Source organism: Streptomyces sp. NPDC001020 (assembly GCF_053599115.1).
The window spans coordinates 96499-118898 of sequence record NZ_JBSFLQ010000025.1; the positions used below are offsets into that span (position 1 = coordinate 96499).

Annotated in this window: 20 protein-coding genes; 6 read left to right on the forward strand and 14 right to left on the reverse strand. The window is 68.5% G+C overall.

Annotated elements, in window-relative coordinates; translation table 11 throughout:
- Positions 1-29: 29 nt before the first annotated feature.
- The 6 genes from ACWDEX_RS23640 to ACWDEX_RS23665 are packed head-to-tail and all read right to left on the reverse strand — an operon-like array spanning position 30 to position 9013.
- On the reverse strand, positions 30-749 hold the full coding sequence (locus ACWDEX_RS23640; RefSeq protein ID WP_450465828.1) for a sulfotransferase-like domain-containing protein: 720 nt from the start codon (positions 747-749) through the stop codon (positions 30-32).
- Positions 746-1729, reverse strand: coding sequence for an aldo/keto reductase (locus ACWDEX_RS23645; protein ID WP_450465829.1), 984 nt, complete (start codon positions 1727-1729; stop codon positions 746-748). Before ACWDEX_RS23645 ends, ACWDEX_RS23640 begins: the two co-directional genes overlap by 4 nt.
- A gap of 23 nt (positions 1730-1752) precedes the next feature.
- A complete protein-coding gene (locus ACWDEX_RS23650) occupies positions 1753-4773 on the reverse strand; it encodes a non-ribosomal peptide synthetase (RefSeq protein WP_450465830.1) in 3021 nt (1006 codons plus the stop codon).
- A gap of 33 nt (positions 4774-4806) precedes the next feature.
- Positions 4807-5931, reverse strand: a complete 1125-nt coding sequence (locus ACWDEX_RS23655; RefSeq protein ID WP_450465831.1) for an NAD(P)/FAD-dependent oxidoreductase — start codon at positions 5929-5931, stop codon at positions 4807-4809.
- Positions 5928-7373 carry an MFS transporter gene (locus tag ACWDEX_RS23660; protein WP_450465832.1) on the reverse strand — a complete coding sequence of 482 codons (1446 nt, stop codon included), beginning with the start codon at positions 7371-7373 and terminating at the stop codon, positions 5928-5930. Before ACWDEX_RS23660 ends, ACWDEX_RS23655 begins: the two co-directional genes overlap by 4 nt.
- The gene (locus ACWDEX_RS23665) at positions 7370-9013 is read right to left on the reverse strand and encodes an AMP-binding protein (RefSeq protein ID WP_450465852.1); all 1644 of its coding nucleotides are present in this window, start codon (positions 9011-9013) and stop codon (positions 7370-7372) included. Before ACWDEX_RS23665 ends, ACWDEX_RS23660 begins: the two co-directional genes overlap by 4 nt.
- 277 nt (positions 9014-9290) lie before the next feature.
- On the opposite strand from ACWDEX_RS23665, the gene ACWDEX_RS23670 reads away from it, so the two are divergent.
- The gene (locus ACWDEX_RS23670) at positions 9291-10178 is read left to right on the forward strand and encodes an ATP-grasp domain-containing protein (protein WP_450465833.1); all 888 of its coding nucleotides are present in this window, start codon (positions 9291-9293) and stop codon (positions 10176-10178) included.
- 101 nt (positions 10179-10279) lie between these two features.
- On the opposite strand, the gene ACWDEX_RS23675 is transcribed toward ACWDEX_RS23670, so the two are convergent.
- From ACWDEX_RS23675 to ACWDEX_RS23695, 5 genes are all read right to left on the reverse strand, one after another.
- Positions 10280-11224, reverse strand: coding sequence for a GNAT family N-acetyltransferase (locus ACWDEX_RS23675; protein ID WP_450465834.1), 945 nt, complete (start codon positions 11222-11224; stop codon positions 10280-10282).
- An 8-nt stretch (positions 11225-11232) separates the two neighbouring features.
- Positions 11233-12063: a DUF6202 family protein gene (locus ACWDEX_RS23680; RefSeq protein WP_450465835.1), complete on the reverse strand. Its 831-nt coding sequence runs from the start codon at positions 12061-12063 to the stop codon at positions 11233-11235.
- Between the two features lie 33 nt (positions 12064-12096).
- A complete protein-coding gene (locus ACWDEX_RS23685) occupies positions 12097-13209 on the reverse strand; it encodes a DUF6421 family protein (RefSeq protein WP_450465836.1) in 1113 nt (370 codons plus the stop codon).
- 315 nt (positions 13210-13524) lie between these two features.
- On the reverse strand, positions 13525-14262 hold the full coding sequence (locus tag ACWDEX_RS23690) for a flavodoxin family protein (protein ID WP_450465837.1): 738 nt from the start codon (positions 14260-14262) through the stop codon (positions 13525-13527).
- A 197-nt stretch (positions 14263-14459) separates the two neighbouring features.
- Positions 14460-15863 (reverse strand): FAD-dependent oxidoreductase, encoded by a 1404-nt coding sequence (locus ACWDEX_RS23695; RefSeq protein ID WP_450465838.1) that lies wholly within the window; start codon positions 15861-15863, stop codon positions 14460-14462.
- A 194-nt stretch (positions 15864-16057) separates the two neighbouring features.
- On the opposite strand from ACWDEX_RS23695, the gene ACWDEX_RS23700 reads away from it, so the two are divergent.
- Complete coding sequence (locus tag ACWDEX_RS23700) at positions 16058-16438, forward strand: ArsR/SmtB family transcription factor (RefSeq protein WP_450465839.1); 381 nt, start codon at positions 16058-16060, stop codon at positions 16436-16438.
- Between the two features lie 63 nt (positions 16439-16501).
- Complete coding sequence (locus tag ACWDEX_RS23705; RefSeq protein ID WP_450465854.1) at positions 16502-16975, forward strand: N-acetyltransferase family protein; 474 nt, start codon at positions 16502-16504, stop codon at positions 16973-16975.
- A gap of 235 nt (positions 16976-17210) precedes the next feature.
- On the opposite strand, the gene arsB is transcribed toward ACWDEX_RS23705, so the two are convergent.
- Positions 17211-18320, reverse strand: coding sequence for an ACR3 family arsenite efflux transporter (arsB, locus tag ACWDEX_RS23710; protein ID WP_450465840.1), 1110 nt, complete (start codon positions 18318-18320; stop codon positions 17211-17213).
- Positions 18317-18625 (reverse strand): ArsR/SmtB family transcription factor, encoded by a 309-nt coding sequence (locus ACWDEX_RS23715; RefSeq protein WP_450465841.1) that lies wholly within the window; start codon positions 18623-18625, stop codon positions 18317-18319. The genes arsB and ACWDEX_RS23715 overlap by 4 nt, the downstream gene beginning before the upstream one ends.
- A gap of 87 nt (positions 18626-18712) precedes the next feature.
- Here ACWDEX_RS23715 and ACWDEX_RS23720 point away from each other — a divergent pair, with 87 nt between their 5' ends.
- Together ACWDEX_RS23720 and ACWDEX_RS23725 are read left to right on the forward strand one after the other, a co-directional pair.
- Positions 18713-19132: an arsenate reductase ArsC gene (locus ACWDEX_RS23720; protein WP_450465842.1), complete on the forward strand. Its 420-nt coding sequence runs from the start codon at positions 18713-18715 to the stop codon at positions 19130-19132.
- A 450-nt stretch (positions 19133-19582) separates the two neighbouring features.
- Positions 19583-20587 carry a zinc metalloprotease gene (locus ACWDEX_RS23725; protein ID WP_450465843.1) on the forward strand — a complete coding sequence of 335 codons (1005 nt, stop codon included), beginning with the start codon at positions 19583-19585 and terminating at the stop codon, positions 20585-20587.
- 380 nt (positions 20588-20967) lie between these two features.
- Here the strand turns inward: ACWDEX_RS23725 and ACWDEX_RS23730 are convergent, their stop codons facing one another.
- Positions 20968-21468 carry a hypothetical protein gene (locus tag ACWDEX_RS23730; RefSeq protein ID WP_450465844.1) on the reverse strand — a complete coding sequence of 167 codons (501 nt, stop codon included), beginning with the start codon at positions 21466-21468 and terminating at the stop codon, positions 20968-20970.
- 368 nt (positions 21469-21836) lie between these two features.
- On the opposite strand from ACWDEX_RS23730, the gene ACWDEX_RS23735 reads away from it, so the two are divergent.
- On the forward strand, positions 21837-22202 hold the full coding sequence (locus ACWDEX_RS23735) for a peptidoglycan-binding domain-containing protein (RefSeq protein WP_450465846.1): 366 nt from the start codon (positions 21837-21839) through the stop codon (positions 22200-22202).
- Positions 22203-22400 lie beyond the last annotated feature (198 nt).

Here is a 22400-nt window from a genome sequence, read left to right on the forward strand (position 1 = left end):
GGGGCTCCTGTGGTGGCCGGTTCGACGGATCAGAGGGCGTGTTCGATGAGCCGTTCGTAGTACGGAAGGTGATGCTCGTAGTAGCCGCGCAGGCGCTCGTCGTTCTCGACGGTGACCGGGTACTTCTTCTCGGGCAGCCGGAAGCCGGCGCTGGCGATGGCGTCGAGGTGCCAGCGCCGGTTCTGCTGCCATTCGGCGCGCTCGCCCGGCTGCCAGGTCAGGGCTTTCGGAAGATAGGGCAGGCCGACGGCGGCGCAGTACGCCTCGACCACGGGGGCAGGGTCCTCGAGCAGCCGCTCGGTACTGATGACCACGGGGCGATCGCCGGTGGTCTTCCAGGCCAGCTCGAAGAGGGCGTACTGATGCTCGTAGCCGACCTCGTGGCAGGCCAACTCGGGCTTGACCGCGTGGTGGGAGGCGATCGTGCGGGCCGGCTCGCGGACGATGAAGGTGTGCCGGAAGCCGGCGATGGCCTCGGGGTGGTCGAAAAGATACTGGTAGTGGTACTCAAGGGTGTCCTTGAAGAACACCGGGCCTTTGGTGCCGAGTTCTGTCAGACGGTCCAGCAGCTCGCCGGTCGTACGGACGGTCGTCGTTCCGCCGTCCGTACCGGGGAGTTCCACCTGGCCGTGGTCGGTGAGCAGCACCAGGGGCTCGTGCACGACGGTGACGTCCCCGCGCTCGGCCATCATGCGCAGGAACGCGGTGGAGACCGCCCGGGGGTGTGCCCACATCGCGATGACGCTCACATCGACCACCCCGTCGGCCGGCGGTCCCAGCGGTGGCCGCGCAACTCGTCCAGGAGCGCGGGGGCGAGGGGCTGCTTCCCGGCGGCGCCAAGGTTGGCGCGGACGTGCGCGGGCTTGCGCATGCCGGGGATGACGGTGCTCACGGCGGGGTGGTGCAGGATGAACCGGAGGGCGAGTTCGGGTAGTTCCATGCCCTCGGGCAGCGACTTCTTCAGCCGCTCCGCCCGGTCGACCGTGGGACCCAGGTTCTCCGGGCCGAAGTAGACGGAACGCCAGTCCTCCTCGGGGAAGACCGTGTCGCGGGTGAGCGTCCCGGTGAGTCCGCCCTCGTCGAAGGGGACGCGGGCGATGATGCCGATGCCGTCGCGCTGGGCCCGTTCGAAGAGCTCGTCCTCGGGAGCCTGGTCGAAGATGTTGTAGATGACCTGGATGACGTCGACGAGTCCGGTGTCGAGCGCGCGCAGACAGTTGGCCGGCTCCCAACGGTTCACGCTGAGGCCGAATCCCTCGATGACGCCCTCGGCCTTGAGGTCGGCGATGACCTGCTGCCAGCGCTCGTCGCCGCTCCAGCGGTCCTCCCAGACATGGAACTGCAGCAGGTCGATCCGGTCCGTGCCGAGGTTCTCCAGGCTGCGGTGGACGTACTCGCGGATGTGATGGGCCGGGAACACGTCGTCGAGCGTGTCGTTCGGGCGCGGGGGCCATTCCCGGTTGAGCGGCGGGACCTTGGTGGCGGTGTACAGGCGTCGGCCGCTGTGTCTGCGCAGCAGCGCGCCCAGCATCTGCTCGCTGACGCCGCGGCCGTAGACCCAGGCGGTGTCGAAGAAGGTGCAGCCCAGGTCGACGGCGAGATCAAGGCAGTCCGGTGCCACGTCGTAGTCCCAGCCGGTGAACCCTCCGGGTCCGCCGCCGATGCCCCACATTCCGTAGCCGATCTCGCTGACCTGCCAGCCGAGTCGGCCCATCGTTCGGTAGTGCACGGATTTCCTCTCGTTCCCTGCGCTCAGGCGATGAGTGTGCTGTGGTACGCGGCGATCGCTGCTGCCAGCGGCCGCTCGGTCAGACCGTGCCGCGCCTCGAGTGCGGCACAGGAATCACGGGTGAACAGGGCGGGGTTGTCGGCGAGCAGCCGGCCGAACTCCGGCAGGCCGTCGGTACCGGTGACGGGCAGCGCCGTGAGCAGCGCGTGCAGCACGGCCACGGCCGAGTCCTGTTCGCGGTCCGCCACCGCGCTCAGCGCGGCCATGAACTCGGCCGGCGAAACGGACCGGAACGTGTCCGCCGGGCCTGCGCCGGCGAGGCCGGTCGCGGTGAAGTCGACGCTGCCCGCGCGGAATATGTGGTGAACCGCCGTGGCATCCGGCTCCAGCAGTCCGCAGACCAGTCGTTCCGCGGCGAAGTCGACGGGTGTGTAGTCGGAGTACATGGGCACGGAGGGTCGCATCTGCAGCCGGTGGAAGGCCGAGAGCAGCAGATGGGTCAGCGCCTTCCGGTTGGGTACGCCGTTGTCGGCGGCGGGCATCACCTCGCCCAGCCGGTAGACGGTGACGCAGGCACCGAGCTGCCGGGCCTCCAGCAGCATCCGCTCGGCCACCCATTTGGACCTGCTGTAGCCGCTCGTGGGAGCCGGCGCGTCCGACACGTCGAAGTCCTCACCCAGGGGCCGGTCCGACCGGACGGCGTGGTGGTCGAGGACTCCGAGGGTGGAGACGTGGTGGAGGGGTTTCGGTCGTCCGGTCAGCGCGAAGCGGAGCACCTCCGCCGTGCCGCGCACATTGGCCGGGCGGTGTGCCCGGTAGTCGAGCAGGAAGTTGACCAACGCCGCGATGTTCAGGACGGCGTCGCAGTCCACCGTCAGGCGGTCCCAGGTTTCCCGCGTCCAGCCGAACAGCGGTTCACCGAGGTCGCCGCGGTACACCTCGAGACGTCCGGCGAGCGACTCGTCCCACAGCCCCTGGGCCCGCAGGGTGTGTACGACCCGGTCCCGGGCATGTGTGTCGTCGCGTCCCCGTACCAGACAGATCACTCGTGCTTCGGTCGCGGCGAGGAGCCGGTGCACGGTCCGTGCGCCGACGAAACCGGCACCACCGGTGACCAGGACGGTGCCCGGCGGCGCCGTGGTGGTCCGGCCTGCTGCCGCCCTGGCGAGCTCCGCCAGCCCCGCGTCGAGTGCGGCGTCCCGTTCCATCAGCGCCACGATGTCCGTCTCCTGACCGGCCTCCGGGGCGCTTCCGGACAGCGCCGCGGCCAGCGCGGCAGGGGTGCGGTGCCGGTACAGGTCGGAGATGCCCGACTGCACGCCGAGTTCGTCCCGGATACGGATGGCGGCGCTGAGCGCGGACAGCGAGTCGCCGCCCTGGGCGAGGAAGTCGTCGTGGACGCCGAAGTGCGGCAGGCCGAGCACACCGCACAGCACCTGCGCGATGCGCTCCTCGAGCGCGTGGTGTGCCGCGGGTCTGGTCTCGGATTCGAGCTTCTCCTCGACGAGGCCGCGCAGCGTGCCGAGGTCGACCTTGCCGTTATCGGTGAGTGGCAGGGACTGCAGTACGAAGCAGTGCTGCGGCACCTGGACCCGGGGCAGTCGGGCGGCCAGATGGGCCCGGAGCACGACCGGAGTCGTCTCCTCCGCCGCCGCGGCGACCACCAGCCGGTTGCGTCCCGCCCGGCGCACGGTCAGCGCCTTCGCCTGGACGACACCGGGGCAGCCCTCGGCGGTGGTCTCGATCTCGGCGAGTTCGATACGGACGCCGTCCACCTTGGTCTGCCGGTCACGGCGTCCTATGAAGCGCAGCAGGCCTTCTTCGTCGTACCAGCCGAGGTCACCTGTGCGGTACAGGCGCTCGCCCGGGACGGCCGGGAACGGGTTGGGAACGAAGGCCTCCGCCGTGAGCTCCGGATCGCCCAGGTATCCGGCCCCGATGCAGGCGCCGCCGATCAGGATCTCACCGCTGCTGCCGGGCGGGAGCGGGCGCAGTTCCTCGTCGGTGACGACGGCGTAGCAGTTGTCGATCGGCCGTCCGAGCGGGATGCGGTCGCCCTCGCTGCCCTCGATCCGATGGAAGACCATGCCGATCGAGGCTTCGGAGGGACCGTATCCGTTGGAGATCTCGAGGCCGGGGACCAGGGCCCGCAGCCGGTGCACGGCATGGGGGATGATCTCTTCGCCGCCCACCACCAGATGCCGCAGCGAGGCGACCTTGGCCACGGATTCCGGGACGGCCTCGAGCAGGGTGACGAGCATGCCGAGGATCGCCGGGACGAAGTCGGTGACCGTCACCCGGTACCGGTCGATGGTCTCGACGGTCCGCTCCAGGTCGAGAAACTCGCCCGGCTCGGGAATGACCGTGCAGCCACCGGTGGTCAGCGGCCACAGCAATTGCCAGATGGCCGAGTCGAAGGTGTGCCGGCTGTTCTGCAACACCACCTCTTCGCCGTTGGCCCGGAAGTGCCGGGACATGAAGCGGAACCGGTTGGTCAGCCCACCGTGCAGATTGACGGCGCATTTGGGGGTGCCGGTCGTGCCCGAGGTGAAGACACCGTAGACGGGCTGGTCGGGGCCCGGCAGCAGGCCGGGGCGGTGTGTGCTCGGCGTGATGTCCCTCACCGACACGACACGAACCGGCAGTTCGGTACGCACGGCGCTACCCGAGGTCAGCACCAGCTTGGGGGACAGTACTTCCAGGACCGCGCGCAGCCGTTCCTCGGGCCAGGCCGGGTCACAGAGGGTGAACACCGCGCCGATCTTCATCAACGCCACCATGCACAGCGGCAGTTCCTCACAGTTGCCGATCACGACGGGCACCATGTCGCCGGCGCCCAGCCCGGCCGCCGTCAGCTCCGCGGCAAGCCCGTTGGCCAGGGCGTCGAACTCCGCATAGGTCAGGATCGTCTCCGTCGCCGACCGGTGGACGATGGCCGGGCGATGGGGGGTTCGATCGGTCTGGTCCTCGATGAGAGCGGCCACTGGCCGGTACGGACCGTGATCGACGGCGCTGCCGGCGAACTGCCAGATCGCTTCCGACATATCTTCTGGACTCTCTGCTGGTGAGGGGCGGGGTCACTGGAGAGGCTGTCCGTAGTCCCGGGCTGGGGTGGCGCCCAGGACTACGGAGGTGAGCTCGGGCGGCGGTGCTTCCTCCACGGCGAGCGCCGCGAGCAGCGCTCCTGCCGCCGGGGCGGTCTGGATGCCGTATCCGCTGAGGCCGGCGAGCCAGCAGAAACCGGGCTCGGCCGGGTCCGGTCCGACGACGGGCGTGTCGTCGGCGGACGCGGTGCGCAGCCCCGCCCAGGCATGGCTGATGTGCCGGATGCGCAGGGTGGTCACCGCTTCCAGGCGCTCGACCGCCAAAGCGACACCGAGGTCGTCAGGCCGTACGTCCCCCGGCGGGGCGGGCTCGGCGTCCACCGGGGAGAGCAGCAGACCGCCCGGCTCCGGCTTGGCGTAGAAGGTGTCCGCCACATCGCAGACCATGGGCCAGGCGGTGGCATCGACTCCGGGTGGGAGTTTGGCGATCGCCGCGGTACGGCGGCGGGGCACCAGTCCGGCTGGGCGGACGTCGGCCAGCCGGGCGATCTCGTCCGCCCAGGCTCCGGCGGCGTTCACCACGACGGGTGCGCTGAACTCCCCCGCCGTGGTGTCCGCGTACCAGCGGCCGTGCCGCCGGTTCAGTCCGCGGACCCGGGCGTCGGTGACCACGGTGCCGCCCGAGGAACGCAGCCCGCGCAGAAAGCCCTGGTGGGCCGCGTCCACATCGATGTCGCAGGCTCCGGGTCTGTGCAGGACACGGCCGAAGGTGCCGGGCCACAGCACCGGGCACAGGCGCAGTGTCTGGGCTCGGTCCAGCTCGACGACGGGCTGGGGGGCGCTCGCTCCCGCTTCCTTCGCGGCCTCGAACTGCTCGGCCGTTCCGGGGGTTTCGAGTGCGAGCACCCCGCGCGGGGTGAGCAGCGGGGCGGCCGCGAATCCTGGCGGCGGGGTCTCGTAGAAGGCGCGTGAGGTACGCGTCAGGGATCGGACGCAGTCGTTTCCGTAGTACTCGGAGAACAGGGCCGCGGAGCGTCCGGTCGAGTGCAGGCCCGGTGTCCGCTCGGCCTCCAGCAGTGTCACCGTGCCGCGCAGGCCGAGGAAGTAGCCGGCCGCGGCACCGGCGATGCCGCCCCCGATGACGAGGAAGTCGCTCATGTGGCCATCCGTTCCTTCCCGGGCACGGTGACGAGCGCCACCAGCAGCGCGAGCGCGGTGATCGCGGCGGCCACCACGAACCCGCGGGACGCGCCGGTGGACAGGGCCTCCCCGGCAGGGGTGCCGGGGGCGGCCGAGGCGACCGCCGACCAGACGACCGTGCCGAGTACCGCGAGCCCTGTCGCGCCGCCTATCTGGCGGGCCATGCTGAACAGTCCGGAGGCGGCACCGGAGTCCTCGTCGGCGACCTTCGCGAGGGCCGAAAGCGTCAACGGCACGCCGGTGACGCCGAGTCCGGCATACGTGAGCACGGTCGGCACGAGCATCCCGCTCGCGTAGCCGGCCGAGTCACCGATCCGGGAGAGCCACAGCATCCCGGCCGCCGAGGTCAGCAGACCGCAGCAGACCAGGGTCCGGGCACCGAACCGTGCGAAGAGCCAGGAGCTGGTCTTCGCCCCCAGGACCAGCAGGCAGGTCAGCGGAATGTAGACGAGGGCGGTGTGCAGCGCGCTGTAGTGCCAGACCTGCTGCAGGAAGAGCGTGAGGAAGAAGAAAATGCCGAACATGGCGGTGCCGGTGAGCGCGAGTACGGCGTAGACACCGACGCGGGTGCGGTCGGCGAACAGCCGCAGCGGCACCAGAGGCTGCCGGCTGCGCCGCTCGACCATCACGAACGCCGGCGTCAGAACGGCTGCGGCACCGAGTGCGGCGAGCACACGCCAGGAGGACCAGTTGCCGCCGCCCTGCGCGCCGTCGATCAGTCCGTACACCAGGAGCAGCGCGGCCAGTGTGCCGGTGAGTGCCCCGGCCGCGTCGAACGCGCCACGCCGCCGGGGCGTTTCGGGTATCACCTGCCGGGTGGCCGCGATGACCGCCAGCCCGATCGGGACGTTCACGAAGAACACCCAGCGCCAGGACAGATAGGCGGCGATCAGTCCGCCCGCCAGGATGCCCACGCCGCCGCCCGCTGTGGCCGTCGCCGTGTACCAGCCCACTGCCCGGTTGCGTTCCGGGCCCTCGGGGAAGGTCACCGCGATGAGTGACAGAGCGGCCGGTGAGGCCGCGGCGGCGCCCATGCCTTGCAGGATGCGGCACACGGTGAGCAGCCAGGGCTCCGCGGCGAACCCGCCCAGCAGCGAGGCGGCGGTGAACAGCGCCACTCCGGCGGTGAACATCCGCCGCCTGCCGAGGATGTCGCCGGCCCGGCCGCCCAGCATCAGCAGGCCGCCGAAGGCGATCGAGTACGAGGCGACGACCCACTCCAGGTGCGAGCCGCTCAGCCGCAGCGAGTGCTGAATGCTGGGCAGCACGACATTGACGATGGTGGCGTCGAGCAGAAACATCAACTGGGCCGCGGAGATGACCGCGAGTGCGACGGTTCGCCGCTGACCGCCCTCCCGGCGTTCCGGGGTGCCGACAGCGGACTGGCTCGACGCCGTCACCGGCGTGCGGCGTATTCGATCTCAAGACGCTCGCGCAGCGGCTGCCGCAGCACCTTGCCCAGGGAGTTCTTGGGAAGTTCCCATACGAACTGGACCCGGTCGGGCCACAGCACCTGGGCCATCCGTTCCTCGGCCAGATGGGCGTGCAGCGCCTCGAGGGTGATCGGCTCCCCTTCCGGCACCACCACGGCGCAGACGAGCTCCGCGCCGACGACGGCGGGATCGGGGTAGCCGATCAGCGCCACGTCCTTGATGCCGGGGTGCCGGGTCAGAACTGATTCGACCTCGAGCGTGGAGATCTTCTGGCCGCTGGCCCGGGCGATCTGGTCCGCCCGTCGGCCGGTGATCCGGATGCCGCCGCGGCCGTCCTCCCGGGCCAGGTCGCCGGTGTCGAACCAGCCGTCCTCGTCCAGGCAGGCCAGATAGACATCACGCTGGCCGAGATAGCCGAGGCACTGGGAGGCTCCACGCACCAGCAGCCGTCCCACCTCGCCCGGCTTGGCGTCGACGCGGATCCCCATCGACGGTTCCGCGCGACCGTCGCTGTTGCCGGCCCAGCCTTCCGGGTCGTCCGGCCTGGTGACGGTGACCGCGCCGTTCTCGGTCATCCCCCACAGGGCTCGCACCGGGATGTCGAAGACCTCTCGCATCTGTGCGATGAGCTGCGGTTGGATCGGCGCGGAGCCGGACACGATCTGCACCACGCTGGAGGTGTCGCGCGGCTCCTTCGCCTGTACGGCGAGCATGTCCACGAGATAGACGGGTGAGGCGTACGCCCAGGTGACGCGGTGCTCGGCGATGATGTCGAGGAACAGCTCCATGTCCCGGTTGGCCTCCTGCAGGATGCAGGTCGCGCCCAGCAGCAGCGGCATGTAGCAGGCGTAGGTCAGGCCCGCCATGTGGGTCGTGTAGTTCGGTATGGAGATGACGTCGTCGCCGGTGACCCCGTGCGGCACGCTGACCGCGAGCACCGCCGCGTGCAGCGTGTTCTGGGTGTGCACGACACCCTTCATCCGGCCGGTCGTACCGGAGGTGTAGAGCAGCAGTGACGGGTCGTCCGGGCCGAGCCGGTCCGCCGGGTCGACCTGTCGGCGCTCCTCCCAGGGTGTATGCACGAAGAACTCGTCGAAGTCGACCGCACCGGTGGCCGCCGCATCGCCGATCACCACACGGTGGGCGAGGGAGTCCGGTGCCGCGTCGGCCAGACGGGCACCGTAGTCGGCGTCGTTGAAGCGGTCGACGGTCACGCAGACCTTCGCCTTGCTCTCCTGCAGCACGAAGGCCAGTTCACGGACGTCGAGCACGGGTATGACGGGCGAGGCGACGGCGCCGAGGCGGTGGCAGGCGAGGTAGAGCGGGGTGAGCACCCAGCGGTTCGGCAGGTAGAGAGCCACCACATCGCCTCGAGTGACGCCCAGTTCGGCGAGCGCGGCGGCGAACCGTTCGACATACTTCAGGAGTTCGGTGTAGGAGACGGTTCGAGCCGGCCCCCGCCCCTCGTAGGCGATGAGCGCCGGATGACCACCTTTGGTGCGGGCGGATTCGGCGAGATCGTCGAGGAAAGTCGTCTCCCGCCACCAACCTTGGGCCCGATAGTGATCGGCCTGTTCGGGCTCCGGCCGGACCAGCGTCTCCCACATCCCCACGACAACACCCTTCGCACTCGAGAGCGAATCTGGCTGCCGAGCCTAGATGATGATGTCGTGGCCACGGTAGGCCTGAACTCGGAATTCCGGTTCGGTTATTCGACCCTGCACGATTTAATGCCGCATGAAATCCGACAGACTGCCCCATCATCGACAAGTTCTCCTCAAGGTTCCCCAGTCGGCATGACACTTGACAGCCGCGATGCTCCCGGCGAGGCTTCATCAAAATTCTGATCTCTGTGCGGCATGTATCCGCGTCCTTGGGGGCAGTGTGAAGATTGGCTTGCTGGGCTGGGACTACTCCGGCATTGACCCCGACGGCCCGGCCCTGACGGAATTCGGGCGCGAGCGCGGGCATGAGATGAGTTTCTTCACCCTTGAAGAAATCACCTATCGCTCAGGCACGAATGGCATCGAGATGAGCCTCGGCGGCGAGCCGGCGGCATCCTTCGACGCGGTCATCAACCGCTCCAAGCTCTACGGCGACGACTGGCAGGACCGCGTTGAGCGGCTGAGCATGCTGAGCAACGTCTCCGGCCTGCGGCTCTTCGACCCCGCGGACGCCTGGTCGACCGGGTACAGCAAGTTCCTGATGGCCCAGCGGCTGGCCGCGGCCGGAATCCCCGTACCGCCCATCCGGTCGGCCGTCACCCTTGCCGATGTCGAGGCCGCGTACGAGGAGTGGGGGCCCCTCGTCCTGAAGCCGTCCTTCGGTTACCGCGCCCAGGATGTGGAGCGGATAGCCGACCTCGCGGCGGACAAGGCGGTCGCGGAGGACCTGCTGTCCCGGTACCCCACCCTGGTCTGCCAGCCCTACTACTCGACCGCGGGCGGCGAGTACCGCATCACCGTGGCGGGAACCGCAACGCCTCTGAACACCCTCAAGCTCCCGGCCGCCGGCTCCTGGCGCTGCAAGACCATGGAGGGGTCGAGTTTCGAGCGGCTCGACGCACCGGACGAGCTGGTCGAACTCTCCCTGCGCGCCACCCGTGCCATGGGCCTGACCCTCGCCGGTCTCGACATCCTTCCGCATGACGGCGGTTACCTGGTCCTCGAGGTGAACCCCGTCCCCGGCTTCCTCGGCCTGATGGGGAAGGAGCAGCACCGGCAGGTACTCGGTGGAGTCTTCGACTGGGTCGAGGCACGCACGGCGGAGTAGGCCGTCTCCCGTACGCCGGACCGGGCCCGGCCGACAATGTGTCGGCCCGCGGCCCGTCCGGCGTTTCAGGACGGAAACCACGCACCGTCCGGCGTTGCCGGTCACCTCGGGTGACCGGCCCGGCTCCCCGGGCGCTGCTGATGCATCGAGGTGAGGAACGGCGCCGCGTACACCGCTGCGTCCACCGGCGCCTCGCAGATGAGGTGCCCCGCGAGACGGCGCTCCGCCGGGTCGGTCTGGTCGGCGTAGCCCAGGATCAGTGTCGGGTCGTTCAAGGCGGCCAGGCTCAGGACGAGATCCGCCTCGTCGGTGCCCTGCGGGTCGGCGAAGTCCTGCGAGGGGACGGCCCGGAACCCCAGGTCGGTCTTGAAGACCAGCAGCCCCGGCCGGGTGAGATGTCCGAGCAGATTGGGCTCGTTCCCCAGCGTCGCACGCGTGTACCCCTTGGCACGCGCGATGTCCATCGCCGCTGGGTACAGGGCGCGGGCCAGGCTGACCTTGCGCCATTCCGCGCTGACGGCCGAGAAGCGCAGCACGGCAGTGTCGGCGGCGGGACACTCCAGCACGAGGGTGCCTCCGACCAGCTCGTCCCGTTCGAAGGCGAACACACCGAAGAACTTGTCCGGCCCGTGCAGGACGACGTCCCGGTACTGGAGGGCGAAGGGGACGCCGAACGGCATGTCGCCGACCCGTTCCTCGTACAGCTTCAGAAAAGCGTCGAGTGTGTACTCGGACACCGGCTCCTCGGTCACCTGGCGCAGACGGGCCGCCTCCGCCCGCCGCCGGGCCCTGTGGATGTCCTTGCGACCCCTGCGTTCCAGCCGTGCCATGAACTCCGCTTCGTCCGACCCGAGTTCGGCCGCCCAGGTCACCGTGGTGGGTTTGCGGACGAACCCCCGGGCGGCGAGATGGGCCCAGCAGACGGCCGGGGGCTGGGGCATCCGGACCACGTCGATGTGCTCCGGCGCCCGAGTCCACGGCTCGTCGGCCAGCTCGTCCGGCCCGATCAGGGCAACCCTCAGACCGTAGAGATCCCGGATCTCCATGCTTCCGCTCAGACGCCCGTCGGCTCGGCGCCGGCCAGGCACTCCGCGAAGCAGTTGAGCGCGGCGGACCAGTGCTGGGAGTACTCCGCGACCAGGTTCTCGAACTCGGCCGCCTCCGCTTCGGTCACGACCAGGGTGGTCATACCGGTCTCGTCATCGCTGACCTGGGCCGCGTGGCTGGTCTCCGCCTTGATGTGGGAGTCGATCCAGGCGAACTGCTCGTTCGCGGTGAAGACCTTTTCGCCGTTCGCCAGCACCTTGGCGTACATCCGCCGGAATCCCACCGCGATGTCCAGCGCGATGGTCTCCACCACCCGCAGCTGCACCGCAGCACCCAGCGGCTCGGTGGCCAGCCGGTCCATATCGTCCAGCAACTCACGAATGGCCGGCGGTATGACCTGCGCTTCCCGCTGCCCGTCCTCGTCGACGTGCTCCTTCAGCGGGTTGAGGATGGTGTCCTCCCACCAGACGTAGTGGATGCCGGCCGGGCCGCTCGGAGCCACCTCGCGGAATTCGGGGGCCGCGTTGTCCAGGTCGTCACCGATCACCCGGTACACGGTCTGGAAGGCACTGAGCAGGTCACGCGTGGGCGCGTCCTGGGCCGAGAAGGCACGCGCGGTGACTCCCAGGCCCGCGAGGGTGGTGAACATGAAGCTCTTGGTCATCGCCCGCCACCACACCGCGATGGTGAGCCCGGCCTGCGGGGTCACCGACTCGACGTTCCGCGCGGTACCGAAGAACGGGTTGTCCGCGCGCCGCAGCAGCGCTTTGTCGATCTCCGACTCCACGCGCTCGTCAAGCTCTTTCCGGGCAGCACTGGAAAGCTCTACGACAGTCACGATCACTCCAGGAAAAGTACGGGGGGTGGTGTACTAAACGCCCAGCTTCGCCTTGACCTCGGCGAAATAAGGGATGTGGCGGTAATCGCGGGCCACCGGATCGTAGTCCGTGTACAGATTGGTGAATTCGAGAAGCCGCTTCTGAACAGATTCCACTGGCTCCTCATGGATCCTGCGCTCGATGTCCTGAATCTCGGCGAGGAAAGCGGCCAGGATCTCGTGAATCCGGCGACCCAGGTGGATCAGTCCCGACTCGATCCGGATGCCGTCGTGCCGGGCCAGATAGTTGAAGAGCAACTGTGAGGCCACCGCGTCGTAATTGGGCCGCGGAATACCCTCGACCGCGTAACGCAACAGCCGCTCGGACAACACGAACTCGTAGGCGCGGCGCGCCTCTTCCTGCGGAAGCTTGTCGTCCGTGAGCAGTACCAGCATGCCGGAGACGTCGACCCGCAGCTCCTCAAGACCGGCCAACGGCTTGGCCTTCTTGGCCGGGAGGAAGTCGGGTATCGGCATGTCGCCCTGCCGGTGATGGTATTCGTGCAACCGCACCCACCAGGACGACGCCTGCTCGACCTGCTGAGGCGTCGCGTTCTGAATGAGGGGGAAGCTGCCCGGGGCCATCACCGCGTCGATCATCTTCTGGGTGACCCGCTGGTGCCGCTCGACGAACTTGTCGATGAAGTAGAAGATCAGGTCGTCCGGCTCCTGGACGCCGTCGATGTGATTCTCCGGGAAGAGTGCCACGACGACGCGGGATCCGAACCCGGCGGACCGGCCGGTGATGTTGACCGGCATCGTGTTGCTCGCATACCGCTCGGCGAGGTGCGGGTCGGTCGGCAGCGTCTCATAGGTGAGGTAGTCCAGCGAGAGCCGCGGGAAGTACGAGGCGTTGAACAGCGAAAAGATGTGGTTGTCCCGGCGGGTGTTGATGTGCTCCTTGGTGGCCTGGAGCCGACTGCCGGGGGTGAAGGAACGGATGTCCTCGAGGAACGCCTGGACCACGGGCTGCGCCCGGAGGTGACGGGAGCCCTCGAGCCGACGGGCCAGCTTCTGCAAGTGGTCCGGCTCGCAATACGACGACCGCTCTGGGAGGTCTTGCCTCACTTCGTCGGTCTCGACGAACACCGAGTCCATGTCTTTCATCGCATCGCCTCCCAGGGGGCAGGCGCACCACAGCCGACCACGGGTAAGTGGTCGGCTGCAGCACGAAGTTGTCAGACCTGATCACAGTAGATCGCGAGTGATCAGGATGGAGCTTAACCCTGTGATGCGGGAACTGACTAGGCACGATTGAAACTGATCAACATCGACCGCTCCGACCCCAACTCCCGCTGCTAAATACGGAATTACACCGTCCACCTGGGCGAGCTCTCCGTGTCCGGCCCAGCGCTTGATGGTCGCGACGAGGGCCGTGCCGTGACAGCCGGCCTGGTTCACTCGCGTGCAGCGGGACAGCCCTTAACGGTGTTCGGGGTTTTCGTAGTCGTGGCGGCAGCCTGCGTCCCAGGCGGTGCGCTGGTTGCCGTAGGCGGGGATGCCGCCCAGGTCCTTCAACATGCGGGCCAGGTGCAGCAGGTTCCAGGTCATGAAGGTGGTGTTGCGGTTGGTGAAGTCGTTCTCCGGACCGCCGGAGCCTGGGTCGAGGTAGGAGGGGCCGGGGCCCGCTTCTCCGATCCACCCGGCGTCCGCCTGCGGCGGGATCGTGTATCCCAGGTGCTGCAAGCTGTAGAGGACGTTCATGGCACAGTGCTTGACACCGTCCTCGTTGCCCGTGATCAGGCAGCCGCCGATCCGTCCGTAGTAGGCGTACTGCCCCGCTTCGTTGAGCAGGCTGGAGCAGGCGTAGAGGCGTTCGATGACCTGCTTCATCACGGAGCTGTTGTCACCGAGCCAGATCGGGCCGGCCAGCACCAGGATGTCCGCCGCGAGTACCTGCTCGTAGAGGCTGGGCCACGCGTCTGTCGCCCAACCGTGCTCGGTCATGTCCGGCCACACACCGGTGGCGATGTCGTGGTCCACGGCCCGCACCACATCGACCTGCACTCCCTGCGCGTCCATGATGGTGGTGCTGCGGTCGATCAGCCCCTGGGTGTTGCTGCGCTCCGGTGACCGCTTGAGGGTGCAGTTGATCACCAGCGCCCGCAGGTCGTCGTATCGGGCGGGTGGTACACCAGGGATGGGTGACGAAGCGGTCACATGGTCCTCCCAGAGCCTGTCTGCCGTGTCCTGAACGGCAGCGCGTCCATGTCCAGCGTGTGGCCGGGCCTGGGGCGACACCATCGTGCGGCGTCCAAATGGCCCCTGGGGTGCCGGAGCGCCGGGGGGAGAACCACTGCCCGTCGCAGGCCCCTGTGCGGCGACCCCATCGCCTTCGTGGATGGTGACCCCGGTCATCAGCCGCAGCAACCGCCGCCCTCCGACTGTGCCGTGTCTGCGGCCTGTACTGCAGCCGAGGCGCTGCCGATCTGGACCAGCGCGGGCGTGGGTGTGCAACAGCCACCGGACGCCTGGCCAACCTCGGGAGCGTCGAAGAGTCCTGCGCCGCCACACACTCCGGTCTCGGGGAGGGTGAGTTCGACGCGGTCGGCGGACTCCAGGTCGCCGGCGATCGCGGCGACGACAGAGCGGACCTGCTCGTAGCCGGTCATCGCCAGGAAGGTCGGGGCGCGGCCGTAGGACTTCATGCCGACCAGGTAGATGCCCTGTTCGGGGTGAGCGAGCTCGCGGTGGCCGTGCGGGTAGACGGTGCCGCAGGAGTGCTGGTTGGGGTCGATCAGCGGGGCGAGCTCGACGGGGGCCTGGAGGCGCTCGTCGAGGCCCAGGCGGATCTCGGAGAGAAAGGACAGGTCGGGGCGGAAGCCGGTCAACACGATGACCTCGTCGACCGGCTCCAGGTGGCGGCCGTCCTCGGCGGCCAGGACCAGGCGGCCATCGGCGTCGCGCTCGATGGCCTCGACGCGGAAGCCGGTGACCGCGTCCGCGTAGCCGTCATCGACGGCGGCCTTGGCCGCGAGGCCGAGAGCGCCTCGGGCAGGCAGCTGGTCGGCGGTGCCACCGCCGAAGGTTGAGCCGGAGATGCCGCGGCGCAGGATCCAGACCGCCCTTGTGCCGGTGCCGTCGTCGGACTTGGCGAGGTCGGCGAGGTAGGCGAGCGCGGTGAAGCCGGAGGCGCCGGAGCCGATGACCGCGGTGCGCTTGCCCGCGTACCGGACGCGGACGGCCGGATCCTTGAAGTCGGGGACGCGGTAGCTGATCCGGTCGGCCGCCGCCTTCTCCCCGAGGGCGGGCAGGCCGCTGCCGCCCGCGGGGCCGGGGGTGGTCCATGTGCCAGAGGCATCGATCACGGCGCGGGCGAAGAGGCGTTCCTCGCGCCCGTCGGCGTGGGCGACGTGGACGACGAAGGGCTGGGCTTCACGGTCGGCGTCGACGATCCGATCCCGGCCGGCGCGGGAGACGCCGGTCACCCGGGCGCTGGTGCGGACACGCTCGCCGAGGACGTCAGCGAGGGGCTGGAGGTAGAGCTCGACCCACTCGCCGCCGGACGGGTAGCCGGCCGCGTCCGGCTTGGTCCAGCCGGTCGGGGCGAGGAGCTTCTCGGCTGCCGGGTCGACAATCTCACCCCAAGTGGAGAACAGCCGCACGTGCGCCCACTCGCGCACCGTCGCACCGGCGGCGTCACCGGCTTCCAGCACCAAAGGCTCGATACCGCGCTCGACCAAGTGGGCGGCGGCAGCCAAACCGGCGGGTCCGGCTCCGATGACCACGACGGGCAGATCGGTGGTGGCGGGCACGTTCACGGCGGCTCCTTGCATGTTTCGACATTTGTCGATGGGTTGTGCTGCCAGCATTGCGTGCGTTTCGATAAACGTCAACATAGACATCCATCGAACCCGCAACTCCTCGCGTTGCATGACGCCTGGCGACTCATCTCGCTCGCGACCGAGCGATTCACCGCTGGCCTTGGTGCTTTGATATATGTCAACATAGATACATGTCGAACACCGAGGTGCTACTGCCGCTGGTCGAACCCGAGACTGCCGATACGGTGGCGCCGTGCTGCCCGCCGCTCAGCGAGCGCCCACTCTCCGCGGAGGAGGCCGAGACGGCCGCGCGGATGTTCAAGGCACTGGGCGACCCGGTACGGCTGCGCCTGTTCTCCGCCGTGGCCTCCCATGAGGGCGGAGAGGCGTGTGTGTGCGACATCTCCGACGTCGGCGTCTCCCAGCCGACCGTCTCCCACCACCTGAAGAAGCTGAAAGAGGCCGGGCTGCTGACCTCCGAGCGACGCGGCACCTGGGTGTACTACCGGGTCGAGCCCTCCGTTCTGGCCGCGATGGGCAAGCTGCTGGCCTTCGCGCCGACCGCGGCCTGACAACGACCGGGAACGAAAGAGCACGCGACCGTGTCCAGCTCGAACAATGTGACCATCGCGCCGATGGCCACCGCGCACGCCGCCGAGGTCCTGGCGATCTACCAGGCAGGGATCGACGAGGGAGACGCCACCTTCGAGACGACGGCCCCGACCTGGCAGGCGTTCGACGCCGCGAAGCTGGCCGAGCACCGCTTCGTCGCTCTCGACGAGCGTGAGGCGGTACTCGGCTGGGTCGCCGTCACCAAGGTCTCCGCCCGCCGCGCCTACGCCGGCGTCGTCGAACACTCCGTCTACATCCACCCCGACGCCCGGGGCCGCGGAGTGGCCGCAACGCTCCTCAAGGCACTGATCGACTCCACGGAGGCGGCCGGGATCTGGACCATCCAGTCCAGCGTCTTCCCCGAGAACACCGCCAGCATCGCCCTGCACCAACGGGCAGGCTTCCGGATCATCGGCACCCGCGAACGCGTCGCCCGCCACCACGGCCGCTGGCGCGACACCGTCCTCGTCGAACGCCGCAGCCCCACCGTCGTCTGAACCGAACTCACATGCCGGCAGCGTCGACAGGCTGAACCGGCCGCCGAATCGACAGTTCGTAGCGTTATGACGAAGCCCAGCCCGAGACGGCGTAGGTGGTAGCCGACGGCGAGCCCGACCTGACCGCCGCCGACGATCATCACTTGCGTGTCAGCAGATCCGGAGGACACAGGTGGCCAACGGGCAGCACTCCGCGTGGGCTCGGTCGGCTGCGGCGCAGACGCCGACAGCAGCTTCAGCCCTCCTGGGTGGCCGAGGTCAGCTGCCGGGCCGCGCTGAACTGGCGTCGCCAGGCCAGCGAGACGTGGACGAGGGCGACCAGGACGGGCACCTCGATCAACGGACCGACGACGCCGGACAGGGCCTGGCCGGAGGTGACGCCGAACGTGGCTATGGCGACCGCGATGGCGAGTTCGAAGTTGTTGCCGGCGGCGGTGAAGGCCAGCGTGGCGGTGCGGTCGTAGGCCAGGCCGATGGCTTTGCCAAGGGCGAACACGCCGAACCACATCACCGCGAAGTAGACCAGCAGCGGCAGCGCGATACGGGCCACGTCCAGCGGCTGGGAGGTGATCGTCCTCCCCTGCAGGGCGAAGAGGACGACGATCGTGAACAGCAGCCCGTAAAGCGCCCACGGGCCGATCTTGGGTAGAAAGCCCGTCTCGTACTTCTCGCGGCCGAGCTTCTGCTCGCCGATGCGGCGGGTGAGGAACCCGGCTCCCAGCGGGATGCCGAGGAAGATGACGACGTTCAGGGCGATCTTCCACATGGAGATGTCCAGGTGCTGGCCGCCACCCAGGCCGAGCCAGCCGGGCAGCAGGTCGAGGTAGAACCAGCCCAGCAGGCCGAAGGCCAGGACCTGGAAGACCGAGTTCAGCGCCACCAGGACGGCGGCGGCTTCACGGTCGCCGCATGCGAGGTCGTTCCAGATGATGACCATGGCGATACAGCGGGCGAGACCGACGATGATCAGGCCGGTGCGGTATTCGGGAAGGTCCGACAGGAAAATCCATGCCAGGGCGAACATCACCGCGGGCCCGACCAGCCAGTTGATGACCAGCGAGGAGACCATCAGCTTTTTGTCGCCGGTGACGGCGTCGAGCTTGTCGTAACGGACCTTGGCCAGGACCGGATACATCATGATCAGCAGGCCGATGGCGATCGGCAGCGAGATGCCGCCGATCTCCACCTTGGCCAGGGCGTCGTTCAGACCGGGGACGGCCCGGCCCAGTCCGAGGCCGACCGCCATGGCGAGCAGGATCCAGACCGCGAGGAAGCGGTCGAGCGTCGACAGCTTCGCGACGACCGAGGCCTCCTGGGCAGCCGCGGGCACCTTGGTGTGGGTCACGGGCAGGACCTCTTGTTCTCGGCGCCGGTACGAGCGGACTCCGCCAGATCGGTGAGCTGTGCAGCAAGCTTCGCGAGCACATCAGGACGCATCTTGTAGTAGGTGAACCGGCCGCACGGCTCGGTCTCGACGATCCCGGCCTCGCGCAGCACCTTCAGATGGTTGGAGAGGTTGGTCTGCTTCGCCCCGGTCTCCTCGACCAGGTGCGTGGTGCAGAGCGTCTCTTTGGCGAGCAGGGTCACGATTCGAAGCCTGAGCGGGTCGGCCAGAACCCGGATCAGATCAGCGTCGACTGACGTCATCATGCACTGATAGTCTCACGTCAGTGGCTCGTGATGTCATCAGGGGCTGACATCAGTCCCAACTGGTTTCTTACGCGAGAGAGCCGTCTGATGCCCGACAAGCCGTCCGTGCTGTTCGTCTGTGTCCACAACGCCGGCCGCTCCCAGATGGCTGCCGCATGGCTGAGCCACCTGGCCGGGGACCGCATCGAGGTCCGCTCCGCCGGCTCCGCCCCGGCCGACCAGGTCAACCCGGCCGCCGTCGAGGCCATGCGCGAGGTCGGCATCGACATCTCCGCCGAGACCCCGAAGATCCTGACCATCGACGCGGTCAAGGAATCCGACGTCTGCATCACCATGGGCTGCGGCGACACCTGCCCCGTCTTCCCCGGCAAGAAGTACCTCGACTGGAAGCTGGACGACCCGGCCGGCCAGGGCGTCGAGGCCGTGCGCCCGATCCGGGACAAGATCAAGAAGCTGGTCGAGGACCTGATCGAGGAGATCGCTCCGCAGCCGGAGGCCACCGCGTAAGCGAGTCAGAGGTGAGGTATCCCCCAGAGCTGACGCCTCCTCGACCGTCCGCGACCGCAGAAGTCCTGGCCAGCGGCGTGTGCCGATCTCTGCGTTGGGCAGCGCAAAGCATGATTCGACAGCGGCATCGAAGCACGGACGGATCCTGCCCTTGCTGTGCCACAGTCCCAATCAGTCTCGGCCACCGGGGCGTACGTTGCCGGCCCATCACGTCGCTACAGCGGGTGGCGTGCCTCGTGACTCAATAGGGACACACCCCCCATTGAAGTAACGCGTGACTTACGTCCACGCTTCAAACCCTGGAACGCACGGAATCGTTTCTCCGCGTATTACCGATTCGACCAGTTGTCGATTGGGCTTGATCAAGCCTGCCCAGAGCTGACATGCACACATAATCTCCCGAGCGGCGAGCGAGGAAGTCCCTCCCTCACACATCCGCTAGGAGAACCTGTGCGCACTCTTGCCCGTATATCGCCGCGTATACGTAACCGTGCGATCGGCACCGCCGCCCTGGCCGGAACCCTGGCCCTGGCACCGCTCTCCGCCGTCCCCGGCTCCGCCGCCGCCAAGACGCCCGCCTCGTCCGTGACCGTTGCTTCCGCCCAGAAATGCGCGGACGACGCCAAAGCCGGCGCCACGGCGCGGGAGGCGCGCCCCTCCGGAACCACACATGCCCACGACCCCAACCAGCTCACCCCGGCCCGAGCCAAGGCCATGGAAGCAGACCTGCGACAGAGACTCGCGGACCGCCGGGTCAGCGGGCCCGCGCTCGCCACGGGCGCCACGATCCCGGTGTACTTCCACGTGGTGCACTCCGGGACGACCGGCAAGCTCAGCGCGTCGGCCATCAACAGCCAGATGGACGTCCTGAACGCTGCCTACAGCGGCCAGGGCACCGGAAACACCGACTCCGGCTTCCAGTACACGCTGGCCGGCACGGACTACACGGACAACAGCTCCTGGTACAACGGCGTCTCGCCGGGCTCCTCCGCCGAGAAGGCCATGAAGTCGTCGCTGCGCAAGGGCGGCGCGAATGCTCTCAACGTCTACACCGCCAACCTCGGCGGCGGCCTGCTGGGCTGGGCGACCTTCCCCAGCTCCTACAAGTCCAACCCCTCGGACGACGGTGTCGTCATCCTGGACGCCTCACTGCCCGGCGGTTCGGCCACCAACTACAACGAGGGCGACACCGCCACGCACGAGGTCGGCCACTGGATGGGGCTCTACCACACGTTCCAAGGCGGCTGCAACGGCAAGGGCGACTACGTCGACGACACCCCCGCCGAGTCGAGCGCGGCCTACGCCTGCCCGACCGGGCGCGACACCTGCACCAACAAGCCCGGCCTCGACCCGATCCACAACTTCATGGACTACACGTACGACTCGTGCATGACCCAGTTCACCCCGGGTCAGGTGCAGCGGATGAGCGACAGCTGGAACGCCTACCGCGGCTGATCCATCACGTCCGTCCGAAGGGCCTCGCACCTGGCGAATTCCAGGGTCGATGCGACGCCGCGGTGAGTTGATCAAGCCGCGAGCAGCGGAGACAGACGCTCGTCTGGGGTTTCCCAGCCGAGCGTCTTGCGTGGGCGGCTGTTGAGTTCGGCGGCCACCTGCGGTAGCCGAGGCTGCTGTGTAGTCGGTGCAAGTCGTACCAGTGGACGTCGAAGATGTCGCCGCGCGTGACCACGTCGGCAGCGGTGAGGGTCTTCGAGGGCCTGGCCGGGATCCTGCTGCCCCGCCGCTCTCCCGCCACCACAAGCATCCCGGTTCCAGGTCCCGCTTTATTGGGGCGCAGGAAGCACCTTGCCGGCACCCTGGCAGGGCCGGCGCGGTCAGGTGCGACCTTGAGGAGAATGCGCCCGGTTCACCTTCCTCCCCGCCCGCATCCGCAGTTCGTCCAGAAGTTGCACCCCGAGCACCGGCATCACCGCCGCCAGGGCGAACGTGGCTGCCAGAGCGTTCAGCCAGGCGTAGGCGCCACTGCCCGCGACCACGCTCCCGTCATCCAGGACGCAGTCGAAGCCCAGGGGGAAGTAGGACGGTTCGTGCCCGGCGAGGTGGTCGAGCGTGCCAGCGTCGAGGGACCGGCATGGCTCGGCTGGAGAGGACCCCGCGCCGGACTCCGCATCGTCGGCGGCCCACTGGACCGAGCCAAGCCCGATCACGTAGACGATCACGGCCGCTGCCCCCATCATGGCCGCGCACCAGTGCGTCAAGTCCCTGGCCCAGTTCGGCCGCCGTCCCGGGAGAACGACCGAGACCAACTTCACCACCATCGCCACGGCCCAGAGCGGAACAGCGAGGAAAGCGCCGTACATCAACAGAACGAACAAACTCCGGCCACCTCTCGGACGTCCCACGACCCGCCGATGACCTGGCCGTCCAGTGCGAGACGTCAGCCTGAGCCGTTCGGTTCCCGGGTAGCGCAGACAATGACACCGTGCAGCGTCATGGCGTAATACGTGTCGCGCACCTCGCCGGTTGCTGCCACCGCGACGGTCGCCGCCCTCGCCCGAAGCGGGCGCCTCACCGCGCCACAGCCGCAGCCCGTCGCGGCATGAGCCGCAGCATCTCGACGGCATTTCCCGCACTCGAGAGTGTGCGGTTCACAGCTCGCGGTCGTTGTTGAATGTGGCCATGCTGAGGGGGTCGCGCCCCGACACGAGCCTGGCCATCAAGTGACTGGACCGGAAGGAGCGGCATGAGACACCGCAGATTGCTCACCTCGGTGGCGGGATTGTGCACAGCCGCCGCACTGTGCCTGGCGGCACCGCATCCCGCCCTGGCCGCACCCAACCACTGTTCCTACACGTCATCGGCCTATCGCCCCACGCTCACATACGGCGACACGGACGAGGCGGTCAAACAGGCACAGTGCCTGAGCAACACGTGGGGAGGCCAGCCGCCCAAACTGCCCCTCGACGGCGTGTACGACTCCGCCATGCTGAAGAAGATCGCGTGGATCCAGGGCTGCCACGGCCTACCGCAGAGCGGCGTCATCGAGGACCGCACCTGGCAGGTGCTCTACCACCCGGTCCTGGACTGCTATGACCCGTATCCGGCCTGAGCGAGCCACCAGTCGAGCACATCAACCCAAGTCCGGGAGAGGATCTCCTCCCCGCGCCCCTCGGAGGCCACCCCAGCCCACCGAGGCCGCCCACACGCACCGTGTGTCAGCGCAGCCAGGCGTGGTCGCGGACGATCGGCAGTCGTGCCCACAGTCGGCCCAGGCCCCAGGTGGTGCCCGCGCCCGCGGCCGCCACGG

What these genes read in the sequence shown, in the direction of transcription:
- ACWDEX_RS23735 (WP_450465846.1), top strand. Translation starts at nt 21,837, where the DNA reads ATGAGACACCGCAGATTGCTCACCTCGGTGGCGGGATTGTGCACAGCC.
- ACWDEX_RS23705 (WP_450465854.1), top strand. Translation starts at nt 16,502, where the DNA reads ATGGCCACCGCGCACGCCGCCGAGGTCCTGGCGATCTACCAGGCAGGG.
- ACWDEX_RS23650 (WP_450465830.1), bottom strand. Translation starts at nt 4,773, where the DNA reads ATGTCGGAAGCGATCTGGCAGTTCGCCGGCAGCGCCGTCGATCACGGT.
- ACWDEX_RS23700 (WP_450465839.1), top strand. Translation starts at nt 16,058, where the DNA reads ATGTCGAACACCGAGGTGCTACTGCCGCTGGTCGAACCCGAGACTGCC.
- ACWDEX_RS23665 (WP_450465852.1), bottom strand. Translation starts at nt 9,013, where the DNA reads ATGTGGGAGACGCTGGTCCGGCCGGAGCCCGAACAGGCCGATCACTAT.
- ACWDEX_RS23685 (WP_450465836.1), bottom strand. Translation starts at nt 13,209, where the DNA reads ATGAAAGACATGGACTCGGTGTTCGTCGAGACCGACGAAGTGAGGCAA.
- ACWDEX_RS23675 (WP_450465834.1), bottom strand. Translation starts at nt 11,224, where the DNA reads ATGGAGATCCGGGATCTCTACGGTCTGAGGGTTGCCCTGATCGGGCCG.
- ACWDEX_RS23715 (WP_450465841.1), bottom strand. Translation starts at nt 18,625, where the DNA reads ATGATGACGTCAGTCGACGCTGATCTGATCCGGGTTCTGGCCGACCCG.
- ACWDEX_RS23655 (WP_450465831.1), bottom strand. Translation starts at nt 5,931, where the DNA reads ATGAGCGACTTCCTCGTCATCGGGGGCGGCATCGCCGGTGCCGCGGCC.
- ACWDEX_RS23720 (WP_450465842.1), top strand. Translation starts at nt 18,713, where the DNA reads ATGCCCGACAAGCCGTCCGTGCTGTTCGTCTGTGTCCACAACGCCGGC.